The organism is Nonomuraea sp. B208 (assembly GCF_057536035.1).
On sequence record NZ_BAAJOU010000015.1, the window covers coordinates 19,861 to 35,846 of the forward strand.

17 protein-coding genes are annotated in these 15,986 nt (G+C 74.4%); 9 read left to right on the plus strand and 8 right to left on the minus strand.

Features of this window, described 5'->3' with window-relative positions; genetic code table 11:
• The first annotated feature begins 107 nt into the window (after positions 1-107).
• From AC27IY_RS12580 to AC27IY_RS12610, 7 genes are all read left to right on the plus strand, one after another.
• On the plus strand, positions 108-1,643 hold the full coding sequence (locus AC27IY_RS12580) for a PP2C family protein-serine/threonine phosphatase (RefSeq protein ID WP_449957477.1): 1,536 nt from the start codon (positions 108-110) through the stop codon (positions 1,641-1,643).
• Positions 1,643-2,668: a cobalamin B12-binding domain-containing protein gene (locus tag AC27IY_RS12585; RefSeq protein ID WP_487178065.1), complete on the plus strand. Its 1,026-nt coding sequence runs from the start codon at positions 1,643-1,645 to the stop codon at positions 2,666-2,668. Before AC27IY_RS12580 ends, AC27IY_RS12585 begins: the two co-directional genes overlap by 1 nt.
• Before the next feature lie 193 nt (positions 2,669-2,861).
• Positions 2,862-3,305 (plus strand): hypothetical protein, encoded by a 444-nt coding sequence (locus tag AC27IY_RS12590; RefSeq protein ID WP_487178066.1) that lies wholly within the window; start codon positions 2,862-2,864, stop codon positions 3,303-3,305.
• A complete protein-coding gene (locus AC27IY_RS12595; RefSeq protein WP_423447872.1) occupies positions 3,302-3,616 on the plus strand; it encodes a transcriptional regulator in 315 nt (104 codons plus the stop codon). The genes AC27IY_RS12590 and AC27IY_RS12595 overlap by 4 nt, the downstream gene beginning before the upstream one ends.
• Positions 3,609-4,715, plus strand: a complete 1,107-nt coding sequence (locus AC27IY_RS12600) for a pyridoxamine 5'-phosphate oxidase family protein (protein WP_487178068.1) — start codon at positions 3,609-3,611, stop codon at positions 4,713-4,715. The genes AC27IY_RS12595 and AC27IY_RS12600 overlap by 8 nt, the downstream gene beginning before the upstream one ends.
• 71 nt (positions 4,716-4,786) lie before the next feature.
• Entirely contained in the window at positions 4,787-5,719 is a 933-nt protein-coding gene (gene kdgD, locus AC27IY_RS12605; RefSeq protein WP_487178069.1) for a 5-dehydro-4-deoxyglucarate dehydratase, read from the plus strand.
• 9 nt (positions 5,720-5,728) lie between these two features.
• The gene (locus tag AC27IY_RS12610) at positions 5,729-6,769 is read left to right on the plus strand and encodes a C45 family autoproteolytic acyltransferase/hydrolase (protein ID WP_487178070.1); all 1,041 of its coding nucleotides are present in this window, start codon (positions 5,729-5,731) and stop codon (positions 6,767-6,769) included.
• Positions 6,770-6,773: 4 nt separating this feature from the next.
• Here the strand turns inward: AC27IY_RS12610 and AC27IY_RS12615 are convergent, their stop codons facing one another.
• Positions 6,774-7,202: a nucleoside deaminase gene (locus AC27IY_RS12615; protein WP_423447878.1), complete on the minus strand. Its 429-nt coding sequence runs from the start codon at positions 7,200-7,202 to the stop codon at positions 6,774-6,776.
• Positions 7,199-8,047, minus strand: a complete 849-nt coding sequence (locus AC27IY_RS12620) for an LLM class flavin-dependent oxidoreductase (protein WP_487178071.1) — start codon at positions 8,045-8,047, stop codon at positions 7,199-7,201. The genes AC27IY_RS12615 and AC27IY_RS12620 overlap by 4 nt, the downstream gene beginning before the upstream one ends.
• Before the next feature lie 93 nt (positions 8,048-8,140).
• Here AC27IY_RS12620 and AC27IY_RS12625 point away from each other — a divergent pair, with 93 nt between their 5' ends.
• Positions 8,141-8,590, plus strand: a complete 450-nt coding sequence (locus AC27IY_RS12625; RefSeq protein ID WP_344205623.1) for an Lrp/AsnC family transcriptional regulator — start codon at positions 8,141-8,143, stop codon at positions 8,588-8,590.
• Here AC27IY_RS12625 and AC27IY_RS12630 read toward each other — a convergent pair.
• Genes AC27IY_RS12630 through AC27IY_RS12640 form a run of 3 tightly spaced genes read right to left on the minus strand, consistent with a single transcriptional unit; the run spans position 8,587 to position 10,218 of the window.
• Positions 8,587-8,946, minus strand: coding sequence for a hypothetical protein (locus tag AC27IY_RS12630; RefSeq protein WP_364445246.1), 360 nt, complete (start codon positions 8,944-8,946; stop codon positions 8,587-8,589). The genes AC27IY_RS12625 and AC27IY_RS12630 overlap by 4 nt on opposite strands.
• Before the next feature lie 7 nt (positions 8,947-8,953).
• Positions 8,954-9,859, minus strand: a complete 906-nt coding sequence (locus tag AC27IY_RS12635) for a WXG100-like domain-containing protein (RefSeq protein ID WP_487178072.1) — start codon at positions 9,857-9,859, stop codon at positions 8,954-8,956.
• Positions 9,856-10,218: a YbaB/EbfC family nucleoid-associated protein gene (locus AC27IY_RS12640; RefSeq protein ID WP_487178073.1), complete on the minus strand. Its 363-nt coding sequence runs from the start codon at positions 10,216-10,218 to the stop codon at positions 9,856-9,858. The genes AC27IY_RS12635 and AC27IY_RS12640 overlap by 4 nt, the downstream gene beginning before the upstream one ends.
• Before the next feature lie 54 nt (positions 10,219-10,272).
• Between AC27IY_RS12640 and AC27IY_RS12645 the strand changes: the two genes are divergently transcribed.
• Entirely contained in the window at positions 10,273-10,980 is a 708-nt protein-coding gene (locus tag AC27IY_RS12645) for an SDR family oxidoreductase (protein WP_487178074.1), read from the plus strand.
• Between the two features lie 62 nt (positions 10,981-11,042).
• Here AC27IY_RS12645 and AC27IY_RS12650 read toward each other — a convergent pair whose 3' ends face one another.
• The 3 genes from AC27IY_RS12650 to AC27IY_RS12660 all read right to left on the minus strand — a co-directional run.
• Positions 11,043-15,038, minus strand: coding sequence for a S8 family serine peptidase (locus AC27IY_RS12650; protein WP_487178075.1), 3,996 nt, complete (start codon positions 15,036-15,038; stop codon positions 11,043-11,045).
• A 65-nt stretch (positions 15,039-15,103) separates the two neighbouring features.
• Positions 15,104-15,481 (minus strand): hypothetical protein, encoded by a 378-nt coding sequence (locus tag AC27IY_RS12655; protein ID WP_487178076.1) that lies wholly within the window; start codon positions 15,479-15,481, stop codon positions 15,104-15,106.
• 96 nt (positions 15,482-15,577) lie between these two features.
• Positions 15,578-15,986 (minus strand): helix-turn-helix domain-containing protein (locus AC27IY_RS12660; RefSeq protein ID WP_487178077.1); only part of this gene is annotated, 409 nt, incomplete at its 5' end.

A 15,986-nucleotide genomic window follows, 5' to 3' on the forward strand; every position in this document is an offset into this window, starting at 1 on the left:
GGCTGGCACAAAAATGGCACAAAGACGGCCGAGCATCGGGAAAGCCATGTATGTCCCGTCACTAGGGTGAAAACCAGGCAGGTGACCGCGAACGGGGCAGGTTCGGCATGGCACGGGAGGACACGCCGTACCCGATGCTGGTCGTCGGCGCGTCAGGCGCCGTCGAGGAGGCGAACGCGGCCGCCCGGGCGCTGCCCGGCGGCGCGCGGGACGTCCCCGCGTGGCTGCTGCGCGCGCACCGCGAGCACCCCGGCGCGCCGGTGTGCGGGCCGGTGGGCGAGCGGATCTTCGAGGCGCATCCCGTGCACGACGACGGCGCGGGCCGCGTCGAGTGGTGGCTGGTGGACGTCACCGAACGGCACCGGGCCGGCGAGGCCCTGCGGGCCGAACGTGACTCGCTGGCGGCCGTGATCGAGGTGTCCAGCCGGCTGCTGTCCACGCTCAACCTGGACCGCTGCCTGGAGGCGGTCGTGCGGCTGGCGGTACGGCACCTCGCCGACGCCGCCCGGGTCGTCCTGCCGCGCCACGGGCACCGGCACGTGGTCGCCTGCTGCGAGGCGGACGAGGACGCCGTACACCGGGATCTGGACCACGACGCGGGGAGCATGCCCGGCCTGGCCGAGGCGCTGCGGGCCTTCCCGCCGGTGCCGCCCCGCTGGCTGGACCCTTCCGAGGCGCCCGGCTGGGTGATGCGGGACGCGCCCGAGGGCATCGGCTCGGTCGTCGTGCTCGCGCTTCCCGGGTACGGGCTGCCGGCGGGCGCGCTGATCCTCCTGCGCCGCTCGGAGACTCACGCTTTCACCCCGTCCGAGGGGCTGTTCGCCCCGCTGTTCGCCGCCCGCGCGGGCACCGCGATCTCGATCGCCCGCCTGTACGCCGAGCAGGCCGCGATCACCGAGACCCTGATGGCCGACCTGCTGCCGCCCGTGGTGACGCACGTGAACGGCGTGGAGGTGGCGGGACGCTACCGGGCGGCGGGCGACGGCGCGCTGGTCGGCGGGGACTTCTACGACGTGCACGCGATCTCGGGCGCCGGCCACCGATCGCTGGTGGTGCTCGGCGACGTGTCGGGCAAGGGGCTGGAGGCCGCCGTGCTCACCGGCAAGATCCGCAACACGCTGCGCGCCCTGCTGCCGTTCGCCGACGACCACCAGCGGGTGCTGAACCGGCTCAACGACGTGCTGCTCACCGCCGAAGGCCCCCGCTACGTCACGCTCGTGCTCGCCGGGGTCGAACGCCGCGGCGGCCGGGTCGTGCTCCGGCTGACCAGCGCGGGCCATCCGCCGCCGATGATCGTCCGTCTCGACGGGCGGGTGCAGGTGGCCCGTACCAGGGGGACGCTCATCGGCCTGCTGGAGCACGTCACCAGCGTCACCGAGGAGGTGCTGCTGGAGCCCGGCGACACCTGCGTGCTCTACAGCGACGGCGTCATCGAGGCGAGGGGCGGGCCGCTCGGCGGCGAGATGTTCGGCGACGAGCGGCTGGAGGCGGAGCTGCGGCGCTGCGCCGGCATGCCGGCCGACGCCCTGGCGGAGCGGGTGCAGATGCTCGCCTCGCAGTGGGCGGGCGGCGGCGAGCGCGACGACCTCGCGGTCGTCGCCATCGGCGTGCCGCGCGAGCCACCGAGGGAGGGCCAGAGCTGATGAACGACGGTCTGATGAACGACGGCGTCGAGCGGTACGAGGAAGCTCTGTGGGAGGCGGCGCTCGCCGGCGACGAGTACGCCGCGATCGACGCCGCCGTGTCCGCGCTCGACGGCGGCGTCCCCGCCGAGACCCTGATCCTGGACTTGGTCGCCGCCGTGCAGGCGCGGATCGGCCAGGCGTGGGCGGACAACTGCATCACGGTCGCCCAGGAGCACACGGCGACCGCGGTCAACGAGAGCGTGCTCGTCGTGGCGGCCCACCACGCGGCCACGCGGCAGCGCGGATCCGCGCCGGTCAAGGGGCGGATCTGCGTGGCGTGCGTGGAGGGCGAGTGGCACACGTTCCCCGTCCGGCTGCTGGCCGAGGTGCTGCGGCTGCGCGGCTGGCGGGTCGACTACCTCGGCGCGCACGTGCCCACCGCGCACCTCGTCGTGCACGTGCACCGCACCGGGCCCGGCGCGGTCGCCCTGTCCAGCTCGATCGCCACCCACCTGCCGGCCGCGCACGCCTCGATCACGGCGTGCCAGGCGGCGGGCACGCCGGTGCTCGCCGGCGGCCCCGCGTTCGGCCCGGACGGCCGTTACGCCCGCCAGTTCGGCGCGGACGCCTGGGCCCCGGACGCCCGCGCCGCCGCCGACCTGCTCGACCACGGCCTGCCCCGCCGCGGCCCGCCCGGCGACGACCACCAGGCCGACCCCGAGTACGTGATCCTCGACGACCGCGGGCCCGTCCTGGTCAGGGACGTCCTGGAGGAGCTGGTCCGGCACGCCCCTGAGGACGGGCCGCGCGGCGACACGGCCGAGGACGCCGCCTCGATCGTCGGCTACCTGAAGGCCGCCGTCTACGTCGGCGACCCCGGGCTGTTCACCTCCTTCGCGGGGTGGCTGGCGCAGATGCTCGGGGCGCGCGGCGTGCCCGCGCCCGCCCTTCCTGCCGCCCTGGACGTGCTGGCCGCCCGCCTGCCCGGCCTGCCGCACGCCCAGGCGACACTCGCCGAGGCCCGCGCGACCCTCCGCGCCTAGCCGCACCAGGTTCGCCGGCCGTGCCGGACCCCGGCCCCTCCAGGGTGACGGAGGAGAGGAGCCTGATCCTTACGGTGGTGGAGGCGCTGCTCCAACGGGAGCCGCTGTCGCTGTCCCCGACCGACATCTCGGCGAAGCCGGGCATATCGGGGCCCCTTGACTTTCCGAATTGGAAAGTGATTGGCTTTCCAACATGGAAAGTAATAGCACCGACGGCCTGTCCGCCATCGCCGAGGCCCGCGCGGCGCTCGCCGACCGGCTGACCGCCCCGTGGTGGTACCAACCGAGCTACGGGCTGCTGCTCGCCGGCTGCGTGCTCGCCTTCGGGTTCGGCGGCACGGCGGTCAGGATCGGAAGCGTCATGCTGCTGCTCGCGGGCTGCGCGGCGCTCATTCACGCCTATCGCCGCCGCACCGGTTTCTGGGTGTCCGGCTTCGACGCCGGCCCCGCCGGGCGGTGGATCGGCGCCGCGGGCGCGGTCACCGTCCTGGCCGTCGCCGCGGCCCCCGCCCTCGCCGCCCCGGCCGGTCCGCGCTGGCCGGTGTGGTGCCTGGCCGTGGCGGCGTTCGCGGCCATCATGATCCTGGGGCGGCGGTTCGACGCCGCCCTGCGGGCCCAGCTCAGGGCGGGCGCGTGAGCGCGGGCTTCGACGAGCTGGTGCACGCCCCCAACCGGCTGCGGATCTGCGCGTTGCTCGCCGCTTCCACCAGCGCCGAGTTCGCGGCGCTGCGGGACGTCCTCGGCGTGGCCGACTCCGTCCTGAGCAAGCACCTGAAGGTGCTGCAGGACGCCGGCTACGTCTCCGTCTCCAAGCCGACCGGACGGGGCCGGGTACGGACCTGGGTGAGCCTCACCCCGGAGGGCCGGCGCGCCTACGCCGGGCACGTCCAGGCGCTCAAGGCGCTGCTCGACACCCCAGGCATGCCGGCGGGGACGCCGCGTGACTAGGACCGATCCCGTGCCCGCCATCAGCCGGATCACGACTCTCGCGGGGCTTGAGGCGATCATCGGGCGCCCGTCGCCGCTCGTGCTCATGAAGGAGCTGACGGAGCTGGACGACGCCTGCCGGCGCATGCTCGCCCTCGCGCCGCTGGCCGGCTTCGGCTACCGCGACGCGGGCGGGCGTCCCCGTACGACGGTGATCGGCGGCGAGCCGGGCTTCGCCGTCGTCGAGTCGCCGACACGGCTGGCCTTCGCCTGCGAGGCGGCCCCCTCCGGCCCCGTCGCCCTCGCCTGCGAGGCCGGGGTGTCCGGCGCGATCTCCTTCGTCTTCCTGGTGCCCGGTGTCGGCGAGACGCTCCGGGTGAACGGGTCCGTCGCCGAGCGGTCCCCCGGCCGGCTCGTCGTCGCCGTCAGCCAGACCTATGTCCACTGCGCGCGGGCGATCCTCCGCTCCAGGCTGTGGGACCCCGTCGCGCCGGCGGCACCCGTCACCGCCGTCGGCGACGGGCCGCTGTCCGGCGCGGGCGTCCCCGGCTTCCTCGCGGCCACGCCGTTCGCGGTGGTGTCCTCCTGGGACGCGGACGGCGGCGCCGACACGAGCCCGCGCGGCGATCCGCCGGGCTTCGTCCGGGTGCTCGACGGGCACACCCTGGTCATCCCGGACCGGCGCGGCAACAAGCGCGCCGACACCTCACGCAACCTGCTCGCCGACGACCGGATCTCCGCGGCGATGCTCGTTCCCGGTCGGGGCGAGGTCCTGCACGTGAGCGGCACCGCCGTCGTCACGGACGACCCGGACCTGCTGGGCGGCTCGGCGCTGGGCGGCGTCGCTCCGCGGACCGCGCTCGTCGTCACCGTCGAGCGAGCCGAGGTGGCGCACAATCCGGCCGTCACCGCCGCGAACGTCTGGACCCGAACCGGACATTCCACCGACCCCACGGCCGGGGCCGAGCTGATGGCGCTGACGGCCCGGCAGCTCGGCGCGAAGAAGCCGGCCCTGCGGTGGGTGGCGCGAGGGCTGGCGGTGTTCGCCCGGCCGATGCGGCGCATCATGGACGCCGTCTATCGGCGCGCGCTCAGGAAAGAAGGCTACGACGCACGGTGATGCCGTACGGGTATCACCGGATGCAGAAATGCACTTGGACGGGAATCGTCGCTCGTCCCTAACCTGGCGGCATGAGCATGTCCCGTTACTCCCCGCAGGAGCTCGCCGCCCGGCTCAGGAGCGGTCTGTTGTCGTTCCCCGTCACGCACTTCACCCCTGACCTGCGCTTCGACGAGGCGGGCTACCGCGACCACCTGTCCTGGCTGAGCGAGCACCCGGTGGCCGGGCTGTTCGCGGCAGGCGGCACCGGCGAGGGCTTCTCGCTGACCGGCGAGGAGATCGACCGGGTCGTCCGGGCGGCGGTCGGCGAGGTCGGCGGCCGGGTGCCGGTCATCGCGCCGGCCACCGGCGGCACCGCCACCGCCGTCGCCCAGGCGCGCGCCGCCGAGGCGGCGGGCGCGGACGGGGTGCTGCTGATGCCGCCCTACCTCACGGAGGCCGGTCAGGACGGGCTGATCGAGCACGTGTCGGCGGTCTGCGCCGCCACCGGCCTCGGCGTGATCGTCTACAGCCGGGCCAACGCCGTGCTCACCGACCGCGCCGTCGAGCAGCTGGCCGCGCGCAACCCGACGTTCGTCGGGCTCAAGGACGGCGTCGGCGACATCGAGAACCTCACCCGCGTCTACGCCGCCGTCGGCGAGCGGCTGGCCTACATCGGCGGCCTGCCCACGGCCGAGACCTTCGCGCTGCCGCTGCTGCAGCTCGGCGTGAGCACGTACTCGTCGGCGATCTTCAACTTCCTGCCGGAGTTCGCGCTCGCCTTCTACGCCGACGTCCGGGCGCAGGACCACGCGGCGGTCTACCGGCGCATCCGGGAGTTCATCGTGCCCTACCTGGACATCCGGGACCGGACGAAGGGGTACGCCGTCTCGATCGTCAAGGCGGGCCTCGCCGCCGTCGGCCGCCCCGCGGGCCCGGTCCGGCCGCCGCTGCAGAACCTGACCGACGCCGAGCTGGCCGAGCTGACCCAGCTCATCGGCAAGATCTCCCCAAGGATCGCCTAGCATCACAAGATGGCCGGGATGACGGTGATCGAGTGCGCGGGCAGCCCTCTGGAGATGGGGCGGGCGCACGGCGAGCAGGCGCGGCCCGTCGTGCGGCGGGCCCTGGAGGCGTGGCGGGAGGTCACCGCCCCGTCGGGCGTGGCCGGGCTGCTCACCGGGTCGCCGCTGCTCGGCACCGTCCGGCGGCTCATGCCGGAGCTCGCCGACGAGCTGCGGGGGATCGTCGAGGGCGCGGGCGTGCCGTTCGAGGACGTCGCCGCGTACAACTGGATGGACGAGGGCTGGTGGATGCGCCGCCGGCACCTGCGCGAGCACGGCTGCAGCGTCGTCGGCGGGCAGCCGGCCGGCGGCCCCTACCTGGCGCAGAACATGGACCTGCCGGCGTTCATGGACGGCTCCCAGCTCGTGCTGCGGCTGCGCCCGCAGGACGGGCCCGAGCAGGTCGTGCTGACCTCGGCCGGGCTGCTCGCGCTCACCGGCGTCAACGCGGCGGGCGTCGCGGTCTGCGTCAACACGCTGGGCATGCTGAGCGGCGACCCGTACGGGCTGCCGGTGGCCGCGGTGATCCGCGGCGTGCTGGCCCGCCGCGACCGGGCCGCCGCGGTGGCCTTCCTGCGCGGCGTCGACCACGCCAGCGGCCAGCACTACGCCGTGGGCGACGCCTCGGGCATCGAGAGCCTGGAGTGCTCGGCGGCCGGCGCGGTGCCTGTGCCGCTGCGCGAGGGCCGCCTGATCCACACCAACCATCCGCTGGCCAGCGACGACCTCGACGCCGGCGCGCTGGACCGGCTGCGGGAGACGGGCCGCGTACGCGACTCGGAGAACCGGCTGCGCTTCCTCGACGCCGCCCTGCGCCCGGACGGCACTCCGGGTGAGGCCGAGACGGTGCTCGCCGACGACACCGTGCCGATCTGCGTTCCCGGGGTGCCCGAGTGGCCCACGCGCACGTTCGGCTCGGTCGTCTACGAGCTGGGCGGGGCGCCGCGGGCGCGGATCAGGCCGGGCCTGCCCGGCCGGGCGCAATGGCTCGAACCGGGCTGGGCGGGCTGAGCGTTCAACGGTAGTAGCCCTCGACCGGGACGCGGGCCTCGTCGTGGAGCGCCGGGCCCTCCTGCGGCACGTGCGGCCAGCCGGCGCCGCCCGGCTTGAGCTCGCCGAGCTGCCCCTCCGACAGGGCGTAGACGACGCGCCCGAGGCCGCTGCGCTGGATCGCCCCCGTGCACATGCCGCACGGCTGGCAGCTCGTGTACATCGTGGTGGCGGCGGCGGTCGCGGGGTCGAGCTCGCGGGCCGCCCAGACGGCCAGCTTCAGCTCGGGGTGGGCGCTGATGTCGCGGCCGGTGACGGTGGTGTTGCGTTCCTCGGCGAGCACCTTTCCCTGGGCGTCGGCCAGCAGCGAGCCGAACGGCGGGTCGCCCGCCGCGCGGGCCTCGGCGGCCAGCTCGATCGCCCGGCGCAGCAGCGATTCCTCGTCCGGTGTCATGATTGCTCCTTCCGTAGGTCCGTGTGGGCGGCGACGTCGGCGAGCATCCGCCATTTGGCCGCCGGGTGCAGGGTCTCGGCCGGGTCGCCGTCGAACGGGTCGAGGACGACGGTGTCGGCGCCGAGCCGTTCGAGCTCGGCGAGGTCCGCGGTGACCTGCTCGATCGTGCCCTCGCCGGCCCGCCGGTCCGGCGAGGTGACGGGCGTGGCGGTGATCCGCAGGTGGATGCGCGGGGCGAAGGCGGGCACCGGCCGGTCTCCGGCGATGGTCCGCATCCGCTCCACCGCCTCGCGCAGCCACGGCAGGGTGTTGCGCAGCGGGTGCCAGGCGTCGCCGAGGCGGACGGCCCGGCGGATGCCGACGTCGCTGTTGCCGCCGATCCACAGTGGCAGCGGGCCCGCGCGCAGGTCCTCGGTGTCCTCGCGGGCGGCCCGCAGGGCCCGCAGCACCTCGTCGGTCAGCTCGCCGCGCCGCTCGAACGGCACCCCGAGCGCGGCGAACTCCTGCCGCGCCCATCCGGAGGCCACGCCGAGCACCAGCCGGCCGCCGCTCAGCCGGTTGAGGTTGGCGGCCATGCGGGCGGTCAGCAGCGGGTGCCGGTAGGGCGCGATGAGCACGGTCGTCCCGAGCCTGATCCGGCCGGTGACGCCGGCCAGCCAGGAAAGGGTGGTGAACGGCTCGTAGAACGGCGCGGGATACTGCGTGGCGACGTCCGGCGTCACCACGACGTGGTCGGAGACCATCAGCAGGTCGAAGCCGAGGCCCTCCACGGTCTGCGCCCACGCGCGCAGGACGCCCGGGTCGGTGCCGGGGCCGAAATTGGGGACGTTCACGCCTAGTCGCACCGGTTCAGGCTATCCAGGTGGCCTGGCCGGGAGTAAGGGATTTCTCCCGGTATGAACGGCTGTTGGCCGGGATTATCCCGGTAGATTGGCCGGATGGCCGAGAACATCGACGCGACCGACTGGGCGATCCTGGCCGAGCTGCAGCGGGACGGGCGGATGCCGTTCACCGAGCTGGGCCGGCGGGTACGCCTCAGCTCCTCGGCGACCACCGAACGGGTGCGCCGGCTGGAGTCGCTGGGCGTCATCACCGGCTACCGCGCCGAGGTGGACCTGGAGAAGGCCGGGTTCGCGGTGCTGGCCGTGGTGCGGCTGAAGTATCCGGGCAACCGGCACGAGCCGCTGCACCGGCTGCTCGCCGAGCGTACGGAGATCCTGGAGTGCCTGCGCACCACCGGCGACGACTGCTACACGCTGAAGGTCGCGGCGTCCTCCATGCGGCACCTGGAGCGGCTGGTGGGCGAGCTCGCCGAGCTGGGCAGCACGACCACGAGCGTCGTCTACAGCCAGCCCCTGCCCTACCGGGGCCCGCGGCCCGCTTCCTAGCCGGTCCCCCAGACGGGCCGTCCTGGGTCGGCCGGGGGCAGTGCGGCCAGGATCTCCGCGACGGTCGCCCAGTCGGCCACCTGGACGACGTCCGCCATGAGCCGCAGCCGCTCGGCGATCTCCTGGTGCGCGTCGAGCCATGTCTCCACGCCCGCCATGACCTGGCCGGTGACCGCCTCGTAGCCGCCGGCGCCGCCCTCTCCCTTGGCGAAGGTCGTGCCGAGCTTGTCGTCGCCCCAGAAGGCGCCGATGGCGTTCAGCTCGCCTGCCGCCTCGCGGACGAACTCCCCCAGCGCCTCCCGTTCCAGGTCGTAGGCGTCGGCGGCGGAGCGGAGGTGCTTCTTGTGGATCTCCACGCCGCGCTCAGCCTCCCGCCGGTTTGTGGGCCATCGTGAAGTACAGCAGCATGCGGCCCAGGGTCTCCTTCCAGGTCGGCACCAGCTCCTCCCCCGACTGCCCGTTCATGGCGTCGTAGGAGGGGCCGTAGCCGAGGGAACCGCCGGCGAGGCGGCTCAGGAAATACTGCACGTCGGCGTTGGAGCTCGCCTTCCTGGCCAGCGGCGCGGCGGCGTCGAACACGCCGTAGAAGGCGACCGACGCGGCGAACTCCTTCAGCGCCTGCCTGGCGTTGTCCCCCAACGAGCCGGGGTCCTCGCCGCGCGCCGCCTTCACGCCCGCGACCACGGCCACGTCGCCGACGGCGAAGAAGGCGCTGCCGATCGTGTACTCGGTCAGCTTGGCCGCCACGATCCGCGCGACGGAGTGCTCCAGCAGCCGGGCCAGCATGCCCGCCTGGGCGCGGCGCATGAGGAACTGGGTCATCTGGTACGCCGCCCCCGCCTGCCACGGGAAGGTGCTGATGAAGACGAAGCTGGCGAAGTTGGCCCACGCCAGCGTCCAGTACGCGTGCCTGGCCGTCTCGATCGCGTCGGCGTACTCGGCGCAGGCCTCGCTGTTGCCCCTGCAGCGGCGGGCGAGCCTGGCGGCGTAGCCGTCGCCGGGGTCGGGCGGGTAGAGGCCGGGGGTGACGGCCTCGCGGAACTCGGGCACGCCACCGCCCTCGTTCCTGCGCCACACCGAGGCCGCGGCGCCGTACGTGTGGCCGGGGCTGCGCTCGACGCGCTCGGCCAGCCGCGCCCAGACGGCGGCGGCCTGGCGGGCCTTGTCCGGATCGCCCTCGGGGTAGTCGACCGCCAGCATCTGGAAGACGAAGGCGGCGATGCCGAGGGTGCCGGCGCCGTAGACGCCCGCGCGGCCGGGGCTGATCATCGGGCCCGCCTCCGCTCTCGGGCGGGCGGCGCGCTTCCGGGCCGCGCGTGCTCCAGGGGCGTGCCGGCGAGGAACGGCGTCACCAGGTCGGCGGCCCGCTCCCCCGCCGCGCGGGCCGCCCGCGCGGACGCCCGCAGGATCGCCTCGGCGAGCCGGTCGGAGCCGAGGCGCATGGCACGCGGGTCGATGGCGAGCCCGGTGAGCGCGCCGTCCTGCGTCGTCTCGGCGACGACCCGGCCGTCCGCGGCCTCGCCCCGCCCCCTGACCTCGGCGAGCCGGTCGCGCAGCGCCTCCAGCGCCGCGAGGTCCCGCTGATGGTCCGCCAGCAGCCTGCCGAGCTCGGTGTCGTCCGCCTCCATGATCTTCACTATAACTGGTAGGGATTACATATTTTGGGCGGGTAGCGTGGCCGCATGGTGATCGTCGTGACCGGCGCCACCCGCGGCATCGGCCGCGGCCTCGCCGAGCAGTTCGCCGCCCGCGGCCACCAGGTCGTCACCTGCGGCACCACCGGCGGCGACGTGATCGCCGACGTGACCGACCGCGACCAGGTGCGCCGGGTCTGGGACACCGCCGTGGACCGGCACGGCCGGGTCGACATGTGGATCAACAACGCCGGCGTCACCCATTCCCGGCTCCCGCTCTGGGAGCTGCCCGCCGGCGAGGCCGGGCACGTGCTCGACGTCAACCTCAACGGCGTCGTCAACGGCTGCGCGGTGGCCGTGCGGGGCATGGCCGCCCAGGGGCACGGCCACGTGTGGAACATGGAGGGCCTCGGCAGCGACGGCCGGGTCGTGCCGGGGCTGGCCGTCTACGGCGCGAGCAAGCGGGCGCTGACCTACCTCACCAGGGCGCTGGCCGCGGAGGTCCCGCCTGGGGTCTCCGCCGGGCTGCTGAGCCCCGGCATGGTGGTCACCGACCTGCTCATGCGCGACGCCTGGCCGGCGCCGAGCCGGGCGTTCCTGCTGCTCGCCGACCGGGTGGAGACGGTGACGCCGTGGCTGGCCGAGCAGGCGGTCGCGCGGGCCCGCAACGGCGCGCACGTGCGCTGGCTGACCAGGCGCAAGGTCGTCGCCCGCTTCGCCCTGGCCCCGTTCACCCGCCGCGACGTGCTCTCCTGAGCCCCGGAACGGCCGAGCTCCCGCCGGCCAGGCGGCCGGCGGGAGCTCTTACAGGGAAGTGCTCAGCGCAGGTTGAAGGCGCGCAGCGCGGTCTGCTTGACGCGGTTGCCGGCCGCGTCCCACGCTTCCACCTTCAGGCTGACCGCGCCCTTCGTCGCCCGGTACGCCGGGTACGTGGCCGAGGCGGTGTAACGGCCGTCCCGTCCCTTCCTGAGATCGGCGGGCCGCCACGTGGCGCCGTCGTCGGTGCTGGTCCACAGGCGCACGCTCGCGATGGCGGGCGTCCTGCCGCCCGACGGCCCGTGGTAGGCCTCCAGCTCGAACGTGTGCCGCCGGCCGGCCGCCACCGTGTTCCGCTCCGACAGGGTGCCGCCGAGGTCGTAGCTGACGTAGACCGCCGGCACGGTGCGGCACTGCTCCACCGCCCCGTCGATCCACCAGGCGTAGCAGTTGAGCCCCGGCTGCGTCTGGTCCTTGCCGGGCGGGGCGGTGAACGTCCACTCGATGTCCTGCAGGTCGTTCTTCGCCGTCAGCCGGTAGGCGCCCTTGCCCTCGGGCAGCGGGTAGCGCGGCAGCTTCATGAACGGGTCGACGGGCGTGTTCGGGATCTCCTTGCCGTCGCGGTAGAGGTGCAGGTCGTAACGCGGCTGGATGTCGCCGAAGACGACGCCGTCGTCACGCCCCTCCCCGACCCCGTTGACCATGGACGGCGTCACCCACAGGTTGCCGTCGTGCACGCAGATCGCGCACGGCATCCCGATGAGTGCCGTCATGGGCGGGGCGTCCCGGTCGCCGAGCCGGTACAGGCTCTCGCCCGAGGTCGCGGCGCCCGGCACGCTCGGCAGGGCGAACCACTGCTGGACCGTGCTCCCGGCCTTGTCGAAGACCTGGGTGCGGAAGCGGGTCTCCTCGACGTCCTGGACCGGGTCGGGGGTGATGAGCGCGGAGACGCCCCCCTGGTTCACGACCTTGGGATCGAGCGGCCAGATCCACTGCGGCCTGCGGTCGGGCGCCGGGTAGGACCAGTGCAGCTCGTTCGAGGCGGTCGAGGTGTAGGAGACGTCGTCGGGCCGCCACGCGCTGCGCCAGTTCATGTAGTTCCGGTACGGCCCGGCGTGCACGTCGAGGTCGACGCGGTGCATCTGCCGCTCGGTGACCTTGTAGCGCATCGAGTCGGGGACGCGGCCGTCGGCGTACGGCTTGAACACGTACGAGTACGGCGTGTTCGGCGTGCTCACCACGTCGATCGTGACCTGGCCGCGCCGGACCGACTCACGGATCTTCGTGCCCTCGGCGTTCGAGACGTAGGCGACGGGGATGCCGACCGGCTTCGCCGGCCCGGTGTTCGGCTTCTGGGCGATGCCCAGCGGGATCGGGCACCTGCCGCGCTCCTCGTTGAAGGCCAGGACGCCGGCCGCGCCCGCGTCCCTGACCGCCGACGTGCGCTCGACCTGCAGGCCGCACTCGGGGCCGAACACGCCCTCGGCCAGCTCGGCGTCGATCAGGACGAGCGCGCCGCGCACGTTCTTGCCCGCGAGGTCCTCGGGACGGCCCTTGCCCCCGTCCACGACCCGCAGGCTCTTGCTCGGGAACGGCACCCAGCCGGGGTGGAGCTCGGCCCGGTCGACGATGTGGACCCGGGAGACCGGGTGCAGGGCGACCGGCTTCGGCGCGCGCATCGTCATGCTGACCTCGGGCACGCCGAGCTCCCACTGGCCGGTGAGGCGGAAGCCGCCCTTGGTGACCCGCTTGGTGGGCAGCGCCCAGGCCTTCTCCCACGCGCCGACCGGACGGTTGACCGGCAGGGCGCCGCCGTAGACCGCGCCGCTCGGCAGGGTCCGCTGGAAGAACAGGTCGTAGCTGTTGTTGAGCGGCTGCGCGGTCTTCGGCGCGTCGAACGAGATCTCGGTGGCCTTGCGGGCGTCGAGGGTGATCTCGGTGTCGCCGGTGACGGTGACCTCCGGCTCGAACAGCCAGGCCCGGTTCGCGCGGTCGTCGCCGTCCACCCAGTCCAGCACCTGGACCACGCTGACGGTGCCGACCGGCACCCGGGTGACGACCAGGCCGGTGTCGTGGATGCTGTGCGGGCCGAGCTCGCCCTTGGTGCCGTCCACGTCGACGACGCTCATGGCGGTCGGGGTGCGCGGCTTGCCGTCCCGGTCGAGGGTGCGGATGGTGAGGTTCACCTTGGGGACGTCGCGCACCGCGCCGAGCGGCGTGGTGAGCCGTACGTCGCCGCCCGCCTCGGCGGTCACGGCGCCGCTGTAGGTGCCGAGGCCGAGCCCGGACGGATCCAGGGTGACCTTGGTGCCGGCGGTGCCGCCCGCCGGGACGGTCAGCGTGGACTCGGCGAGGCTCACCTTCGCGCCGCCGCTCATGGCCGCCTTCAGCGCGAGCGTGACGGGCTCCTTGCCGAGGTTGGTGTAGATGACCTCGCCGGTACGCGGCTCACCGTCCCCCTCCAGCAGGCCGAAGTCGACGCCGCCGCCCGTCGCGAAGACCTGCTGGCGGGTGGCCCGCTCCAGGTCCACGCGGCCCGCGCCCTGCTCGTAGACGGTGAAGCCGTCGTCCTTCGCGGTGGACATCAGGGCGGACTTGAGCTGCTGGGCGGTCCAGCCGGGGTGCTGCTGGGCCATGATCGCCACGGCGCCGGCCACGTGCGGCGTGGCCATCGAGGTTCCGGAGGCGGCGGTGTAGTGGTCGTCCACCGGGTTGCCCATGGAGGTGCCCGCGGCCCGGGCGGCCACGATGTCCACGCCCGGCGCGGCGATGTCCGGCTTGAGCGCGCCGTCGCCGACGCGCGGCCCGCGGCTGGAGAAGCCGGCGAGCTGGTCGCTCTTGTCCACGGCGGCCACGGTCAGTGCCGCGTCGGCCGCGCCGGGGGTGCTCACGCTCTCATTGGCGCCGACGTTGCCCGCGGCGATCACGAACAGGGTGCCGGTGTCGGCGGTCAGGTCGTTCACGGCCTGGCTGAGCGGGTCGGTGCCGTCGGTGGGCGGGCCGCCGAGGCTCATGCTGACGGCCTTGGCGCCGCTGCGGGCGGCCCACTCCATGCCCTCGATGATCCACGACTCCTGGCCGGAGCCACCGTTGTCGAGCACCTTGCCGACGACCAGCTTCGCGCCGGGCGCGACGCCCTTGTTCCTGCCGCCGGAGGCCGCGCCGGTGCCGGCGATGGTCGAGGCGACGTGGGTGCCGTGCCCCTGGCCGTCCTGCACCTCCTGGTCGGGGACGAACGACCTGCTGTCGGCGATCTTGCCGGCCAGGTCGGGGTGGGCGAGGTCCGCGCCGGTGTCCAGGACGGCGATGGTCACGCCGGTGCCGTCGTGGCCGCGTTCCCATGCCCGGGGCGCGCCGATCTGCGGGACGCTCTGCTCGAGGTCGGCCTTGACCTTGGCGTCCAGCCAGATCTTGGCGATGCCGCCGCGCAGGCTCTTCGCGGTGCTCTGCTGGGCGCGCACGGCCTCCCAGAACGTGCCCGCCTCGCCCTTGGTGACGTCGAGGGCGGCGGCGTGGATGCTCTCCAGCGTACGGGTGGGCTCGCCGGCGGGGATGGCCGCGGCGGAGCGCTCGACCTCGGCCTCGGGCCGCCCGCCGGGGTACTGGACGATGACCGGCAGGTGCTTGGTCGCGTCGTCGGCGTAGCCGTTCTCGGCGAGGTACTTGACGTCGAACAGCCGCTTGTCCAGCAGACCCGCCTGGATGGCGGCGACGGCGTCGTCCGGCAGCACGTGGACGCCGTCCGGGGTGAACTGGGTGAACAGGTTGATCCCCTGGCGGGTGCCGGGGGCGGGCTCGACGCGGTACTTGCCGGGGACGGTCTGGGTGAGCTGGACCTTGTCACCGGTGATCAGCGTGACGACCAGGCGGCGGGCGCGGACGCCGGTCAGGGGGACGGTCTGCGCCTCGTTCCGCGCGTCCTGCGCGGCGGCGGTGGGGGTGGGGGCCGGGGTGGTCGCGGCGGGAGCGGGGGTCGCGGGCGACAGGACCGTCAGCACGGTGACGGCGGTCAGCAACGCGCCTGCGCGGCGCGCTAACGGGGGGCGGGGCAGCGCCATGGGCGGCCTTTCTGAGGGGGGCTTTGCGGCGATCGACCGGCGGACGTGGCCCGCCGGGTGGCGGTTCAGACGGGCTCGAAGCCTTCGGGCAGTCCCGATGGCGGCACGGGGTCCGCGGAGGCCGGGGGCGCGGAGGCCGGGGGCGCGGAGGCCGGGGGCGCGGAGGCCGGGGGCGCGGGGGCCGGGGGCGCGGGGGCCGGGGGCGCGGGGGCCGGGGGCGCGGGGGCCGGGGGCGCGGGGGCCGGGGGCGCGGAGATCAGGCCCGCGGAGGTCAGGCCGGGGGTCAGGCCCGCAGAAGTCAGGCCCGCGGAGGTCAGGCCGGAGGTCAGGTCCGCGGAGGTCAGGTCCGTGGGGGCCGGGTCCGTTGGGGGTGGGTCGTCGGGGGCGGGCTCGCCGCCGGGGTCCTGCCGGCCCGGACGCGGCGCTGGTGGGGTTTCGGACACGGGGAAAGTGTCGCGGCGGCGGCACGGAAGGGGGAATGGGGAGCCCTATGGGGAAAAATCCCCATTTGGAGAGCGGCATGGGAACCCCATGGGGGATCAGGGAAACCACGCGAGGGTGGGGAACCAGCCCTGGAAACGGTGTCGGGAGCTTCGCCGGTCAGGGAGGTTCGCGCGGGCCTCAGTCGAGGAGCGGGCGAGCTCCGTCCGTGACCGGGCGCCGACCTTGCGCATCGCCGCGCTCACATGCTTGTCCACCGTCTTCGGCGACAGGAACAGCTCCCTGGCGATCTCCTGGTTGGTCAGCCCCTCCGCCGCCAGCCGGGCCACCTGCTCCTGGCGGGCCGACAGCACGTGGTCGTCCCCGCCGCGCGCGGGCGCGACCGGCGACGGGCGGAGCCCCCGGCGGCCCAGCCCGGCCGCGCGGTCCAGGTCCCAGCGGGCGCCGAGCTCCCCGTACAGGGTGACGGCCCGGCCGAGCCGGGTGGCGGCGGCGGGGTCGTCCAGG

Coding starts and splice junctions, on each gene's coding strand:
- AC27IY_RS12625 (WP_344205623.1), top strand. CDS start 8,141: ATGGCCGAGAACATCGACGCGACCGACTGGGCGATCCTGGCCGAGCTG.
- AC27IY_RS12635 (WP_487178072.1), bottom strand. CDS start 9,859: ATGATCAGCCCCGGCCGCGCGGGCGTCTACGGCGCCGGCACCCTCGGC.
- AC27IY_RS12580 (WP_449957477.1), top strand. CDS start 108: ATGGCACGGGAGGACACGCCGTACCCGATGCTGGTCGTCGGCGCGTCA.
- AC27IY_RS12615 (WP_423447878.1), bottom strand. CDS start 7,202: ATGACACCGGACGAGGAATCGCTGCTGCGCCGGGCGATCGAGCTGGCC.
- kdgD (WP_487178069.1), top strand. CDS start 4,787: ATGAGCATGTCCCGTTACTCCCCGCAGGAGCTCGCCGCCCGGCTCAGG.
- AC27IY_RS12585 (WP_487178065.1), top strand. CDS start 1,643: ATGAACGACGGTCTGATGAACGACGGCGTCGAGCGGTACGAGGAAGCT.
- AC27IY_RS12640 (WP_487178073.1), bottom strand. CDS start 10,218: ATGGAGGCGGACGACACCGAGCTCGGCAGGCTGCTGGCGGACCATCAG.
- AC27IY_RS12650 (WP_487178075.1), bottom strand. CDS start 15,038: ATGGCGCTGCCCCGCCCCCCGTTAGCGCGCCGCGCAGGCGCGTTGCTG.
- AC27IY_RS12590 (WP_487178066.1), top strand. CDS start 2,862: ATGGAAAGTAATAGCACCGACGGCCTGTCCGCCATCGCCGAGGCCCGC.
- AC27IY_RS12610 (WP_487178070.1), top strand. CDS start 5,729: ATGGCCGGGATGACGGTGATCGAGTGCGCGGGCAGCCCTCTGGAGATG.
- AC27IY_RS12645 (WP_487178074.1), top strand. CDS start 10,273: ATGGTGATCGTCGTGACCGGCGCCACCCGCGGCATCGGCCGCGGCCTC.